This window comes from Streptococcus sp. STR1/CE/0325 (assembly GCF_055386095.1).
Genome location: NZ_AP045018.1, coordinates 1,599,425 through 1,616,201, shown reverse-complemented (window position 1 = coordinate 1,616,201; position 16,777 = coordinate 1,599,425). Strand labels below are relative to the sequence as shown.

The window sequence follows — 16,777 nt, the reverse complement described above, 5'->3', positions numbered from 1 at the left end:
AATTTAATGTTTTAAATGCTAATATGCTGGGCTCTGACAAAGTTGTATAGACCAATTAGGAAAAAAAGAGAAGTTTTCGATTTTTAAGATAAAATGGGTTATTTTTAAAAGACATTAAATTTTCAAGACAAAACGAACGTTTTTTGTTATAATACGAAAATTAGTCGGTTTTTGACTATTGTCAAAGGCTATCATTTGGTGTATAATGAGTGCGCATTATTCATATCTTAATATGATGTTCATACTTTATGGTTTGGATAAGGAAGGTATGATAGTATTGTTTGCTGTCCCAGAAAATCAGTTTTCAAAGTACACCTTTTCAACAAAAGGAAGAAGGGATCAGACAGTCATAATGCTAGTAAAACCAGCCCTGCTGTGAGCTGTCTTAATTTATAATGCGAACAAATGATGATGGACAAAAACGAAAAACGGCACTCGTTAGTCCCATAGCTGGAGAATAGAAAGGTGGTCAAGCAAGTAACGTCGCATTCTAGAAATTAATGTATATATATCCAAAACGTCACGATATATATATATATATATATAATGGAGGAAATATTGTGTATTTTAATCGTCAGAATACAAGTCTAAAGAATTGGAAAATGAAGAAAAAGGGTAAGCACTTTATTTTTGCTTGCTCGCTTATGTTAACAGGGGTGATGATGAGTCATCATGCAGTGGTTAGCGCCGATGCGCAAACCCCAGAAACAACGGCAACCCCAGCTCCAACAACGGATCTGTCCAGTCAGGAAAACGGCACTTTACCTGCTGAGTCAGCAACAACATCAGAAGCCTCAAGTGAAGTGGCGGCAACATCGGCTGTTGAAGCGACTTCAGAGGCAGCTTCACAAGAAACATCTAACACAGAAACTTCTGCTACGTCAGAAAGCAGTGCTCCAAGTCTTGCTTCAGAGAGTACGGCAACTTCACAAGCAAGCACCAGTGAGCCAACTAGCCCAACCTCATCCGCTGCTTCCACAGGTAAGGCAACCTTCTTTGCAGCAGATGACACTGCTCCAGCTGCTCCAGCCGTAACGGTCAGCAACTGGAATGCCTTAGTTAGCGCCCTTTCAAGTGGCAATAACGCCATCAACGTTAATGGTAACATCACAGCCACAGGTAGCGGTAGCATTAATGGCTACAACAAAACCGTTACCATCAAGGGTAAAGATGGCGCAAGCATTGACTTTGGCAACCACTATCTCACAGCAAGCGGTAATGGTCTTAATATCGTCTTTGATAACCTCACCCTTACAACCGGCAATGCTAAGGGTGTGATCGACATGACAGGTACATCAGATAGTACCGTTACTTTCAAAGATGTTAAACAATCTGGTACCTCTCTTTACGGTGGTGGCGCAAGCGCAGCTGTCGTCATCGATGGAAACACCACCTCAACTGTTAACAATGCTAGTGCAGGAAGGGTTAACACCTATGATGCAACTAGCCGTGAAGCTAACATTCATAGCGCTAAGTCTGTCACAGTAGCCCAAGGTGCGACCTTTACCCTTAACCGTTCATCTATTGGTGATGGGATTAATTTGCAAAGTGGCTCTACTGTGAAAGTTTCTGATGGTGCAACGATGACCATCAATATGAACACATCTAAGAGTACCCAATCAAACCGTTACCATAATGCAGGTATCTTTATGGATAATGGTGGTTATGTGGAAACGGGTCGTGGCTCAACGCTGAATATCAATGGTGATGTCGGACAAGGGATTTCCATTGGTGCTAAACGTCCAAATGATGCTATCAGCGATACTGATCGTTATGGTGGATACACTGTTGTACGAAGTCGTCAGAATGGCCCTGCTAAAGTTTCTATCGGTGAAAATGCCACCTTTAATTTCACTGGTCGTGATGGGATTATTCTGGGAAATAACTCACAATTTGTGACAGGTGAAAACTCAGTTGTTCATTTCAATAATGAAGGCCGTGGTGTCGCACTTGATCTTGCTAACCAATCAAATATCACGATTGGTAAGCACTCTGAAGCTATTTTCCAATCTAATGGTAAAACAACAAAAAATGGGGTGCCATCAGGTTCATACGATGGGTATAATTACATTGGGGTAAATGAAGGTGGTACCATCACGATTGATGAGTATGCGACTTTCCGCGTCATCATGACAGGTCGTGGTGATAACGCTTGGGATGATGTGGTGTCTTTAGACTCACAGCAATCAAATACTGGAGCAGCCTTTACCTCCAAAAAAGGTGCAATTGTCGACATTCGTGACGATAATCGCAACTTCTATGCGGAGTTAATCTCTTTCCCTCTTGGAACTTCAAATGGTCGAATTGATATGGACCAACCACTCTATGTTAACCTTCAACGTTATACAGCTGGAGGGGATACAGTTGGTTGGATGCCAGTTGGTGGACAACATATCCTTGAAACATCAAATAAATACACTGCTAACTTGCTCTATATTTCTGGAACTCAAGGCAGCGTACATATTGGTGGTACAGATTATGTTGTTTATCAAAATATCAAGTCAGATGACACTAAGCAACTATGGCTCAATGTTAATGATGTGACCTACAAAAAAGAAGGTTTCCAAAGTATTCCAAAAACTAATAATGGTGCAAATCCTGACGTTTCTATTTCTGGACCAGAGTTTACAGCAGGTGTTCTTGCTAATAATATTAATGATATTAATGCACCAGTTCGTAACAATGCTTATGGTATTTCATCCATGCGTGCGGGTCACCAAATCTGGTTCCCACACGGTACAGAAAATGAAGCACGTGCAGAACATACTAATACCATCACTTATGTCTATGAAGATGGCCGTCCAGTTTTAGATGCGAATGGTAAACCACTCAAGGTGGTCCAAGAGTCAGACTGGAAGCGTGACATGAAACTGGATATTACTCGTGATGATATTCAAGATATTCAGAATTATGCTAGAAATCATAATGCTGATGAAGTTCTTGATTATATCAAAGATAAATACACTGTAACAACAGATACAGGATGGACAGTTGCGAAAACGGTTGGCACAAATGGCACTTATGATGCAGTCGCATCACCAGTGATTAGTGGTTACACCGCAGAAATTAAGTCAACAAATGCTAATGGTGTGAGCGTCGGCTCTTCTGCGACTAGCGTTAAGGCGAACTTGTCTGCGTCTAACTTTACTGAAACCGTTGTGTCAAACGGTCGTCTGACTGAGGCTTACAAAAACAGCAACACAACTGGCGTTCCTGCTAACTATGAAACGGTTGTTGTTTATAAGCAAGATAAGCAAAAAGCGACCATCAAGTATGTGGATCAATCCACTGGTCAACAACTCGGTGCACTCGATACGGTAGAAGGTAAAGCTGGCGAAACCATCAGTTATAACCCACAAACTCGTATTAGTCAATACGAAAATCAAGGTTATCAACTGGTTTCAAATACCTTCCCAAATAATCCAAGATTTGATAATGTCACTGACACAGACAACAACATTTCTCAAAATTATGTTGTTACTTTGACACCAAAAATTGAAGAAACCGTTGTTTCTAAACCAATTACCCGTATCATTGAATACAAGTATCAAAACGGTACAAAAACTAGTATCCCAGATAACACACAAACGGTTATCTTTGAGCGGACAGATAAGACCAACCAAGTCACTAAGCAAAAGACAGAAGGAACATGGACAGCTAGAGGTCCACAAACGAGCTTTACTGAGGTAGCTTCTCCAGTTCTGACAGGTTATGTAGCGGATACGAAGCAAGTTCCGTCTGAAACGCCTCAAGCAACAGATGCTAATAAAACTGTAACCGTCACTTACAAGCCACTTGGTTCATGGATTCCAAAAGTTCCAGAAGGAACAACACCAGTCGGTTCTCCTGACCCAGTCAAGTATCCAAACAATCCACAAGATCCAACCAAGACTGGTACGCCGACCAATGTGATTCCGTATGTACCAGGTTATACCCCAGAGGGACCAAATGGTAACCTCACACCTAAGAATCCAAACAATCCTGCGGATGGTTACAACCCACCAAGCGTCCCAGCTGATCCAACCAAGGATACGATTATTAACTATGTAGCAGGTGAAGCGAAGGCGAAAATCGTTTATATCGATGGTGGCGTAAATGGTACCAAACTTGGTACACAGTTGGCTGCTGATGAAGTAAACGGTAAGACTGGTGAGGTTATCTCTTACAGCACAAAAGCAAGAATTGATGATTACAAGTCTAAAGGCTATGAGTTGGTGTCAGATGGCTTTACACCAAACACCAAGTTTGATGCCCAAGACGATGCGACAACGCCTTCTCAAGTCTTTGAAGTTGTCTTGAAACAAAAACAAGAAACGACTCAAGAAACCAAGGACGTGACCCGCACCGTTCACTACCGTTACCAAGGTGGGGACAAGGATGGGCAAGAAGCTCATGCGGATGCTAAGGAAACCCTTCATTTCACCCGTACCAACACGACGAACCTCGTGACTAAAGCAGTGACAACAGGCCCATGGCAATCGAATGACACAACCTTTGACAAGGTGACAAGCCCTGTCATCACAGGCTACTTTGCTGATAGCAAGGAAGTTCCTGAAAAGGCAAATGTGCAAGCAACGGATGAAAATAGTGAAGTAACCGTTCACTACAAACCGCTTGGTTCATGGATTCCAGAAATCCCAGCAGGTACGACTCCAGCAACGTCAGGAGATCCTGTCAAATATCCAAATGATCCGCAAGATCCAACCAAGACTGGTACGCCAACCAACGTCATTCCTTATGTTCCGGGCTACACGCCAGTTGGCAACTTGACGCCTAAGGATCCAAGCAACCCTGCTGCTGGTTACAACCCACCAAGTGTCCCAGCCGATCCAAGTCAAGACACCAAGATTCCTTATGTGGCAAATACGGCTAAGGCAACCATCACTTATATCGATGGTGGTCTAGATGGCACAGGAACAACTGTTCTTAAGACCGATGAGGTAACTGGTAAGACTGGTGAAACCATTCCTTACTCAACAGCTGATAAGATCAAGGAATACGAAGCCAAGGGTTATGAGAAATTCTCAGATGATTTCCCAAGTGGCGCAACCTTTGACAATCAAGACGACACCACAAAGGTTTCTCAAGCCTATAAGGTAGTCTTGAAACAAGCGACAACCGTAGTGCCACCAACGGATCCAAAAACACCGGGTGAGCCAATCAATCCAGCCAATCCAGATGGACCAAAATGGCCTGCTGAAACCAGCAAGGATAGCCTCAACCATGATGTGACCCGTACTATCCACTACAAGGAGCAAGGAACAGAAACGACTCTGCACGCAGATGCGACCGACAAGGTATCCTTTAGCCGCAGCGTGACAGTTAACAAGGCAACTGGAGCGGTCGTTAGCACCACTGAATGGCAAGCTAAAGATGGCGACACAACTTTTGATGCAGTGACATCACCAATCATTAAGGGTCACTACCTCGTTAATAGTGCGCAAGCAACGATTCCAGCCTCTACTGGTCTAACAGCAACTAGCCCTAACGAGGAACAAACGGTTTACTACAACAAGCTAGCTAGCTGGATTCCAAAAGTACCGGGTCAAAATACGGATCCTAAGATTCCTTATCCAGACCCAACACCAGACAATCCAACTAAGCCAGGAACACCGACTGAAGTCGTTCCTTATGTTCCGGGTTATACACCAGTTGACCCAGAAGGCCAACCACTTAAACCAGTGGATCCAAGCAATCCAAATAAAGGCTACACGCCACCAACACCAGCTGATCCGGGTAAAGATACCGAAATCCCTTATGTGGCTGATGAGGCCAAAGCAACCATCACCTACATTGACGGCGGTGTGGATGGTAAGGGCACTAAGGTGCTCAAGACCGATGAGGTGACAGGTAAGACTGGTGCGGTTATTGATTACTCAACAGCTGCGTCAATCAAGTCTTATGAAGAACAAGGCTATGAGTTGGTATCAGATACCTTCCCTAAAGCAGCAACCAACTTTGATAACCAAGACGATAAGAATGGGGCAACCCAAGCCTATCAAGTGGTCTTGAAACAACGCACACAAGATGTGCCACCAAGCCCAACACCAAACTGGCCTGATGGTGTCGCAGATAAGGACAAACAAGACCTTGTTAAGGACATCAACCGTACGGTTCACTACAAGTACAAGGATGGTTCTGAGGCGAAACCAGATGTCAAAGACACGGTAACCTTTGAGCGTCACGCGACGGTGAACTTGGTGACCAAGGAAGTGACCTTCGGTGAGTGGACAGCTAAGAACAACGATACGACCTTTGATAAGGTGGATAGCCCAGTGATTACCGGCTACTTGGCTGATAAGAAGGACGTACCAGCCCAAGAAGGCGTGAAACCAACCGATACGGATAGTGAAGTAACCGTAACTTATACCCCACTTGGACACTGGGTACCAGAAGTGCCAGCAGGAACCACTCCAGCAGCACCGATTCCATATCCAAATGATCCAACGGATCCAACTAAACCAGGTGAGCCAACAGAAACCATCCCATATGTGCCAGGTTACACACCTAAGACACCAACGGGAGATGACCTCACACCTAAGACGCCAACAACGTCTGGCTACAACCCACCTGCTATCCCATCTGATCCAAGTGTGGATACTAAGATTCCTTATGTAGCTGATGAAGCAAAAGCTACCATCACTTACATTGACGGCGGTGTCGATGGTAAGGGAACTACGGTTCTTACGACTGATGAGGTCAAAGGTAAGACAGGTGAAACCATCTCTTATTCAACCGCTGATCGCATTAAGGAATATGAAGCCAAAGGCTATGCCCTTGTTTCAGATAACTTCCCAACCAAAGCGACTGCCTTTGATGATAAGGATGATACAGCTGGCGCAAGCCAAAGCTATCAAGTCGTCTTGAAACACACCACCACTGATGTGGATAAGGACAAACCTCAAACACCAGGCACCCCAATCAACCCAGCTGATCCAAATGGACCAAAATGGCCAGAAGAAGTCGCTCAAGTGACGAAGCCGGTGACCTCAACCATCCATTATCAAGATGAAAAAGGCACGAAACTGGCTGATGATAGTGTGCAAACGGCTGAATGGAACCGTACGCTCACGGTTGATAAAGTAACTGGTAAAGTCTTGACATCAAGTGACTGGAAGGCTGATAAGACTCAGTACGCTGAGGTCAAATCCCCAGTGGTTAAAGGATTCTTTACTGAAAAACCAAGTGTAGCCGCTAAGACCGTCACCCAAGAGAACTTGAGTGAAACAGTGGTTTATAAACCACTTGGTAAGGTTATTCCTATCTATGAAGATGGTACGGAAATCCCTGGAGCCGATCACCCAACCTACAACCAAAATCCAAACGATCCAACCAAGGCAGAACCAACACCAAGTCCAGTTGTGCCAGACTACACGCCTAAGATTCCGATTGTGACACCAGAAGAGCCAGGTGCTGATACTAAGGTTATCTACACTAAGAATGCACATCCTCAAAACGCTGTTATCCGTTACATTGACGAAACAGCTGGTGGCAAGGAATTGGCTAAGGATACCGTCACAGGTGAGGCAGGAACTAAGATTAACTACCTCACTGCACCTAAGATTCAAGCCTTTGTTGATAAAGGTTATGAATTGGTGTCAAATGACTTTAGAGAAGATAAAGAACGCTTTGACACAGATGACAATAGCGATCAAACCTTCACGGTAACCCTAAGACATGCGTCAGAAACCGTTACTCCTGAAAATCCTAAGACACCAGGTACGCCAATCAATCCAAATGATCCAGAAGGTCCAAAATGGCCAAAAGAAGCTGGTCAAGTGGTTAATGATGTGACCTCAACTATTCATTACCAAGATGAAAAAGGAAACAAGGTCGCTGATGACAGCGTGCAAAATGCCAAATGGACTCGCACAGTAACCGTTGACAAGGTCACAGGTGAAGTGAAAGCGACCACACCTTGGACGGCTGATAAGGCCAAGTACGCAGAAGTGGCTTCTCCAGTTGTCAAAGGCTTCTTCACGGACAAGGCAAGCGTTCCAGCTAAGGATGTGACCCAAGAAAACTTGAGTGAGACAGTTGTCTATAAACCACTCGGTAAACTCATCCCTGTACTTGAAGACGGTACGCCAATCAAGGACGCACCAACCCCAACCTACAATCAAGATCCAAAAGATCCAACCAAGGCTGGTGAGACTCCAAGTCCAGAAGTTCCAGACTACACACCAAGCAAGGAAACTGTTACACCACAAGATCCTGGTAAGGACACCCCAGTGGTTTACACCAAGAATGCGCACCCACAAAAGGCTGTGGTACGCTATGTGGATACCACAACCAACACTGAGCTTGATCATGTGGACTTGAGCGGTGAAGCAGGCACTAAGATTGACTACACGACGGCTGCTAAGATTGCAGAGTATGTAGCTAAAGGTTATGTCTTCACATCCAGCGACTTTAAGGACGGTGAGGCAAACTTTGACACAGATGACAAAGTGGACCAAGTCTTTACTGTAAACTTCACTCATGCGACTGAAACAGTAACGCCTGAAAATCCTAAGACCCCAGGTACGCCGATTAATCCAAATGATCCAAATGGACCAAAATGGCCAACTGAGGCTGGTCAAGTGGTTAATGACGTCACTTCAACTATCCATTACCAAGACAAGTCTGGTAACAAGGTGGCAGAAGATAACGTTCAAAATGCCAAGTGGACACGCACGGTAACAGTAGATAAGGTCACAGGAGTGGTCACTGAAACAACGCCTTGGACGTCTGATAAGACAACCTACGATGCGGTCAAATCTCCGATTGTCAAAGGTCACTTCACAGAAACAGCAAGTGTTCCTGCTAAGGCTGTAACACAAGAAAACTTGACGGAGACGGTTGTTTATACACCATTTGGTAAGATTATCCCAATCTATGAAGATGGTACGGAAATTCCAGGGGCAGATCACCCAACCTACAACCAAAATCCAAATGATCCAACCAAGGCGGGTGAAACCCCAAGTCCTCTTGTGCCAGATTACACACCTAAGGTACCAATCGTGACACCAGAAGAACCAGGGGCAGATACTAAGGTTATCTATCTCAAGAATGCTCATCCGCAAAATGCTGTTATCCGTTACATTGATGAAACAGATGGTGGCAAGGAGCTTGCAAGCGACAAGGTGACAGGTGAAGCAGGTACTAAGATTAACTACCTCACCGCACCTAAGATTGCAGAGTTGACAGCTAAGGGCTATGAGCTTGTGTCAAGTGACTTTAAGGAAGGAAAAGAACGCTTTGATACGGACGACAATACTGATCAAACCTTTACCGTCACCCTAAGACATGCGACAGAAACCATCACGCCTGAAAATCCTAAGACCCCAGGCACGCCAATCAATCCAGAAGATCCAAATGGACCAAAATGGCCAGCAGAAACGGCTGAATCAGCTGTCAAGAAAGACGTGACCTCAACCATCCATTACCAAGATAAAGATGGTAAGCCAGTAGCTGAGGACAATGTTCAAACCGCAAACTTGACACGCACTGTAACGGTCGATAAGGTCACAGGTGAGGTGAAATCAACCACCCCTTGGACACCGAATAAGGCTAAGTATGATGAAGTGGCTTCCCCAGTGGTTAAAGGCTTCTTCACAGACAAGCCAAGCGTGCCAGCTAAGGACGTAACAGAGGACAACCTCACTGAAACGGTGGTTTATAGCCCACTTGGTCACATTATCCCAGTTGACCCAAGCGGCAAGCCAATTCCAAATGCGCCAACCCCAACTTACAACCAAGATCCAAAAGATCCAAGTAAGACAACGCCAACCCCAACGCCATCTATTCCTGGTATGACCCCACAAGTACCAAGTGTCACACCAAATAAACCGGGTGAGGATACCAAGGTTATCTACACACCAGTTGCCAACCCTCAAAAAGCGGTCATCAACTATGTGGATAGCGAAACGGGTGAAACCATTAAGACAGATGACGTGACAGGTGAAGCAGGTAGCCCAATCAACTACGCAACCGCACCTAAGATTGCTGAGTTGGTTGAAAAAGGTTATGTCCTTGTATCCAATACCTTCAAGGATGGGGCTGAAAACTTTGACAACGATAAGGATGTGGATCAAACCTTCACCGTAACGCTCAAGCATGCGACTGAGGATGTGACACCAAACAATCCTAAGACTCCAGGTACGCCAATCAATCCAAATGATCCAAACGGACCAAAATGGCCGACTGAGGCTGGTCAAGTGATTAAAGACGTGACCTCAACCATCCATTATCAAGATAAGGATGGCAACAAGCTCGCTGATGACAATATTCAACGAGCAGAGTTTACACGCACCGTAACAGTTGATAAGGTGACAGGCGCTGTTAAGGCAACGACACCTTGGACGTCTAACAAGGCTAAGTACGATGAAGTTACATCCCCAGTGGTGACAGGCTTCTTCACGGATAAGCCAAGCGTGCCAGCTAAGGACGTAACAGAGGATAACCTCACTGAAACAGTGGTTTATAGCCCACTTGGTCACATCATCCCAGTTGACCCAAGCGGCAAGCCAATTCCAAATGCGCCAACGCCAACTTACAACCAAGATCCAAAAGATCCAAGTAAGACGACGCCAACGCCAACACCAGCTATTCCTGGTATGACACCAGAAGTGCCAAGTGTGACACCAAATAAACCGGGTGAAGACACTAAGGTCATCTACACGCCAGTTGTAGCAGATCAGCAACGCGCAGTGATTCGTTACGTTGATAAGACAAACGGTCAACTCCTTGCAGAAGATACCGTTACAGGTGAATCTGGTCGTCCAATCAACTACACCACAACCGCTAAAGTGGCTGAGCTTGAAGGCAAGGGTTATGTGCTTGGTTCTTACGACTTCCACAATGGTAAAGAGGTCTTTGACAACAACAGTAGCATTGACCAAATCTACACGATTGGCTTTATCCACGGGGAAGAAACCGTCACAGAACGCAATCCTAAGACACCGGGTACGCCAATCAACCCAAGTTACCCAGAAGGTCCGAAATGGCCAGCTGAAGCAGCTGAATCTCAAGTGAAACATGTGGTGACATCTACTGTTCACTATGTTGATAAGGCTGGTAAGACCTTGGCAGCAGATAGCGTTCAAGAAGCTAAATGGACGCGTATGGTAACGGTTGACAAGGTGACAGGAGAAATCATTGACCAAACAGACTGGAAGGCAAATAAAGTGTCTTATGACAAGGTTGACTCTCCAGTGGTCAAAGGCTTCTTCACAGATAAGCCAAGTGTTCCAGCTAAGGCTGTCACTATGGACAATCTGGAAGAGAATGTGGTTTATAGCCCACTTGGTCACATCATTCCAGTTGACCCAAGCGGCAAGCCAATTCCAAATGCACCAACGCCAACTTACAACCAAGATCCAAAAGATCCAAGTAAGACAACGCCAACACCAACACCAGCTATTCCTGGTATGACCCCACAAGTACCAAGTGTCACACCAAATAAACCAGGTGAGGATACTAAGGTCATCTACACGCCAGTATCTAACCCACAAAAAGCGGTGATCACTTATGTGGATAGCGAGACAGGTAAGACCATCCAAACGGATACGGTGAATGGTGAAGCAGGAACAGCTATCTCCTACACGACGAAAGATAAGATTGCTGAACTTGAGAAGAAAGGTTATGTCCTTGTATCTAATACCTTCAAGGACGGGGCTGAGAACTTTGATAACGATAAGACTGTTGATCAGACCTTTACCGTAACCTTCAAGCACGGTGTTGAAACGATCACCCCTGAAAATCCTAAGGAACCAGGAACACCAATCAATCCAGAAGATCCAAATGGACCAAAATGGCCAGCGTCTGTCGGACGTGTGTCTAAGAAAGTGACCTATACCCTTCACATTGTTGATGCTTATAACGATGAAAAACTAAGAGATGACATCGTTCAAGAAGCGGAATGGAGCCGTTCTATCACGGTGGATAAGGTTACAGGTAAGATTATTTCTAAGACCAACTGGTCACCGGATAAGAAGCACTATGACGCAATTTCTCTTCCAGTGATTAAACGTTACTTTGAAGCGGATATTAGTCCATGGTCTAGAAGCCGTAGCCTTGATGATGCTGATTACGACTATGACTTGAGCAAGTGGGGCTTCACCGAAGATGATCTTGACAGTCTGGATAACCTGCAAGATGAAGAAACGGAAGCAGTGCCAGAAAGTGGTCCAAGAAATCGGGCGACAGATGAGGAGATTACCTTCTTTGAGCCTAAACTTGAAATCTCAGAAAGACGTGTCCTTCCATTTAACATCAAAGAAACGGTTTACTATGCTCCAATTGGTCATGTGATTCCAATCTTTGAAAATGGTGAGGAAATTCCAGGGGCACCAAAACCACGCTATATTCAAGATAAGGAAGACCCACGTAAGGTATTGACTACTCCAGTTCCTGAAATTGAAGGCTACACGCCAGAAGTAAGCAGCGTTGATCCAGAGTACCCAGGAGATGATACCCCAGTTATCTATCGTAAGAATGCTAACCCACAAAATGCGGTGATTACTTACCTTGATACCACAACTGGTCAACCAATTCAAGTGGATAAGGTGACAGGTGAAGCTGGAACGGCTATCGGTTATACAACAGCTGATAAGATTAAAGCGTTGATTGAGAAAGGTTATGTCCTTGTATCCAACAACTTCAAGGATGGCGCTGAAAACTTTGACAACGATAAGACTGTTGATCAAACCTTCACAGTTTCCTTCACTCACGGATCAGAAGACGTGACACCTGAAAATCCTAAGGAACCAGGAACGCCAATTAATCCAAATGATCCAAATGGACCAAAATGGCCAGCTGAAGCAGGTCAAGTGGCAAAAGACGTCACCTCAACCGTTCACTTTGTGGATGAAGCAGGTCATCAGCTTGCTACGGACAATGTTCAGTCAGCCAAATGGACACGGACAGTCACGGTTGATAAGGTGACCGGTCAAGTCATCTCAACCACACCATGGGCGTCTGATAAGACCGAGTACAGCATGGTTAAGGTACCGGTGGTGAATGGCTACTACGCTGATAAAGCACAAGTCGCATCTAAGACGGTTACCCAAGATAACCTTGAAGAAAGTGTGGTTTACCATAAGATTGGTCACATCATCCCAGTGGATCCAGAAGGAAATCCAATTCCAGATGCTCCAACACCAATCTACACCAACGATCCAGAAGATCCAACTAAGGTTATTCCAACGCCAGTACCGTCTATCCCAGGTATGACACCAGAAGTACCAAGCGTGACACCAAATCACCCAGGTGAAGACACCAAAGTTGTTTATACGCCAAATCCAAAACCAACGCCAGAACAACCAAAAGAACCAGAACAAAAACCAATGGTTCATAAACCAGTTGTTCAAGACAAGCAATTACCAGAAACATCTGCCAAAGATTCGTCTATCTTGAATGTGGCTGGTATTGCAGCTCTGATTGGTGTCGGATTGCTCGCTCAAAAACGCAAGAAAGAAGACGAAGCCTAAGATTTTCTTGCAAGAAGAGCAAAAGACACCTTTGATGTATGATGAAAATGGGTAGGTGTCCAGACACGAGTGGTGAAAAATCGTGATAGTAGTAAGGTATGAGTGACACTATTTTTCACGCCGATAAAGACCTAGTTCAATTTGAGCTAGGTCTTTTTGATATGGTATAATAGAAAAAAAGGAGAGAGAATCATGAAATTACATACTTTAGGGTCTTGGGGAGGCTATCCTTTCCAAGATGCAGGAACGACCAGTTTTTTAATCACCAGTCAAGACGGCTTTACGCTTTTGATGGACGCAGGAAGTAGAGCTGTCAATGAACTTGAAAAAGTCCTATCTCCCATGGATTTGGATGCGGTTATTATCAGTCATTACCATCCGGATCATGTGGCGGATTTGGGGGTTTTAGGTCACTACCGCTTGCTCTATCCTAAGAAAGAGAAAAAGGTGTTACCTGTTTATGGTCATGATGAGGATGCCGTTCGCTTTGGTCAAATCACCATGCCAGGGGCACTAGATGGGCATGCCTATGATGTGGCTTCTGGCACGTCTATTGGCCCCTTTGATATTACCTTTATCAAAACGGTGCACCCTGTGGTCTGCTATGCCATGCGCATCACAGAAAGACAAACTGGTCAAGTCCTTGTCTTTACAGGAGATACCGGTTATTTTGAAGGCTTAGCTGACTTTACTAGAGATGCTGACCTTTTTCTTGCTGACGTTTATCTCTTTGAAGGGCATGAAAATCATCCCGCCCACCTGACCAGCAAGGAAGCTGGGGAAATAGCCAAAGAAGCTGGCGTGAAACGCTTGGTCCTCACGCATCTGCCACAATTTCCAGATGAGGGCATGGAGACTAAGGATCATCTAGAGGTGCTGAGACAACAAGCGCAAGTCTATGCTGGGGTTATTCCAGTGGACTTGGCACTTCCTCATAGGGAGTGGGACTTAGGAGAAGGTGCTCAATGATACTCACCCAAGAACAAAAAGAAACCTTCATGCGAGCTGCTCTTGTTGAAGCGAGAAAATCCTTAGAAAAAAATGAAATTCCCATTGGTTGCGTCATTGTCAAAGATGGTGACATCATCGGACGAGGACACAATGCCAGAGAAGAGGAGCAGCAAGCGATCTTGCATGCGGAAATCATGGCCATTCAAGAAGCTAATCGCCACATTGGGAATTGGCGCTTGCTGGATTGTCAGCTTTTTGTCACCATCGAGCCTTGTGTTATGTGCAGCGGAGCCATTGGTCTAGCGAGACTACCAGAAGTTTATTATGGCGCAAAAAATCCCAAGTTTGGTGCGGTGGCTAGTCTCTATGAGATTTTGACCGATACTAGACTCAATCACCGAGTAGTAGTGGAATCTGGTATTTTAGAAGAAGAGTGTGCTAGCATCATGCAGGATTTCTTTAGACAGCGCAGGAGTCAAGGCAAGTAGGTTTTGACTTGCAAATGAGCTAAAATATGCTATAATAATAAATGGAGCAACGATTGTGCGTAAAGCGGGTCAGGGGAGGAATCCAGCAGCCCTAAGCGTTCCAAGCGTGTGCTCTTTTTTTATCAAAAAAATGAAAGAATCAACCATGACAGAAGAACAAACCGATCTGGTTTACGGCGTTCATGCCGTCAAAGATAGCCTCAAGGCAAAAATGGGGCACAAATTATTTATCCAAGAAGACTTGCATAGTCAGCATGTTAAAGAGATAAAGCAACTCGCACAACAGGAAAAGGTTGCAATCTCCTTTGTGCCAAAGAAAACCCTCAATCAGATGACAAAGGGTGTCCATCAAGGCTTTGTCTTAAAGGTTTCAGCTTATGCGTATGCGGATTTAGCGACTATTTTGCAACTGGCTGATAAGGAAGAAAACCCTTTAATTCTAGTTCTAGACGGTCTGAGTGACCCGCATAATTTAGGGTCCATTTTAAGAACAGCCGATGCGACCAATGTCACAGGAGTGATCATTCCAAAACACCGTTCGGTTGGCATTACACCAGTGGTGGCAAAAACCTCGACAGGTGCTGTCAACCACGTTCCCGTCGCGCGTGTGACCAACCTCAGTCAGACCCTCACCCAGCTAAAGGAGGCAGGATTCTGGGTCTTTGGGACAGATATGACAGGAACTCCTGTGCAAAACTGGAATACCAGGGGGAAATTGGCGCTTTTGATTGGTAGTGAAGGCAAGGGCATTTCGCATCAGCTCAAAAAACAGGTGGACGAGATGATTACCATTCCCATGAACGGACATGTCCAAAGCCTGAATGCCAGTGTTGCTGCGGCAGTACTCATGTACGAAGTCTTTCGCAACCGTTAAGAGGACAAGGTCAACTTTTTTGCTCCTCTAGACCTGTTTTTAAAGGAAAACCTGATTTTTGACTTGTTTTTGCCCCTAGATTTGTGGTATAATGGAGAGGTCGCATGATGCGATAATACTCATTTTAGACTAATCGTGGGTCAGTTGCCTTTTTAGGTTAGCCTGCGAGTTGACGTCTAAAAGAGGTCATAAACTATTTTAAAAGGAGACATACTCATGTCAGTTATTTCAATGAAACAGCTTCTTGAAGCTGGTGTTCACTTTGGTCACCAAACTCGCCGTTGGAACCCTAAGATGGCGAAGTACATCTTTACAGAACGTAACGGTATCCATGTGATTGACCTTCAACAAACCGTTAAGTTGGCAGACCAAGCCTACGATTTCATGCGTGAAGCAGCTGCTAACGATGCCGTTATCTTGTTTGTTGGAACAAAGAAACAAGCATCTGAAGCGGTTAAAGAAGAAGCAGAACGTGCTGGTCAATACTACATCAACCACCGTTGGTTGGGTGGAACCCTTACAAACTGGGGCACTATCCAAAAACGTATTGCCCGTTTGAAAGAAATCAAACGCATGGAAGAAGAAGGTGTCTTTGAAGTTCTTCCTAAAAAAGAAGTAGCCCTTCTTAACAAACAACGTGCTCGTCTTGAAAAATTCTTGGGTGGTATCGAAGACATGCCACGCATCCCAGACGTGATGTACGTGGTTGACCCACATAAAGAACAAATCGCTGTTAAAGAAGCGAAAAAACTTGGTATCCCTGTTGTTGCTATGGTTGATACCAACGCTGATCCAGATGACATCGATGTGATCATCCCAGCCAACGATGATGCCATTCGTGCCGTGAAACTCATCACTGCTAAATTGGCAGATGCGATTATCGAAGGCCGTCAAGGTGAAGATGCAGAAGTTGTTTTTGAAGAAAACGCAGAAGCAGACTCAATCGAAGAAATCGTTGAAGTGGTTGAAGGATCAAACAACTAATTTCGTTA

At 44.8% G+C, this 16,777-nt stretch carries 5 protein-coding genes and 1 other RNA gene; all 6 read left to right on the top strand.

Annotated features, from left to right (window positions below; translation table 11 throughout):
• Window positions 1-662 precede the first annotated feature (662 nt).
• The 6 genes from ACZ49W_RS07770 to rpsB all read left to right on the top strand — a co-directional run bounded on the left by ACZ49W_RS07770 (window position 663) and on the right by rpsB (window position 16,769).
• A complete protein-coding gene (locus ACZ49W_RS07770; RefSeq protein ID WP_464814734.1) occupies window positions 663-13,472 on the top strand; it encodes a mucin-binding protein in 12,810 nt (4,269 codons plus the stop codon).
• Window positions 13,473-13,664: 192 nt separating this feature from the next.
• The gene (locus tag ACZ49W_RS07765) at window positions 13,665-14,441 is read left to right on the top strand and encodes an MBL fold metallo-hydrolase (RefSeq protein WP_464814733.1); all 777 of its coding nucleotides are present in this window, start codon (window positions 13,665-13,667) and stop codon (window positions 14,439-14,441) included.
• Window positions 14,438-14,911, top strand: coding sequence for a tRNA adenosine(34) deaminase TadA (tadA, locus tag ACZ49W_RS07760; RefSeq protein WP_464814732.1), 474 nt, complete (start codon window positions 14,438-14,440; stop codon window positions 14,909-14,911). The genes ACZ49W_RS07765 and tadA overlap by 4 nt, the downstream gene beginning before the upstream one ends.
• 33 nt (window positions 14,912-14,944) lie before the next feature.
• Window positions 14,945-15,039: signal recognition particle sRNA small type (gene ffs, locus ACZ49W_RS07755), an RNA gene on the top strand.
• 2 nt (window positions 15,040-15,041) lie between these two features.
• Entirely contained in the window at window positions 15,042-15,785 is a 744-nt protein-coding gene (gene rlmB, locus ACZ49W_RS07750; protein ID WP_464814731.1) for a 23S rRNA (guanosine(2251)-2'-O)-methyltransferase RlmB, read from the top strand.
• Between the two features lie 216 nt (window positions 15,786-16,001).
• Complete coding sequence (gene rpsB / locus ACZ49W_RS07745) at window positions 16,002-16,769, top strand: 30S ribosomal protein S2 (RefSeq protein ID WP_464814730.1); 768 nt, start codon at window positions 16,002-16,004, stop codon at window positions 16,767-16,769.
• The last annotated feature ends 8 nt before the right edge of the window (window positions 16,770-16,777 follow it).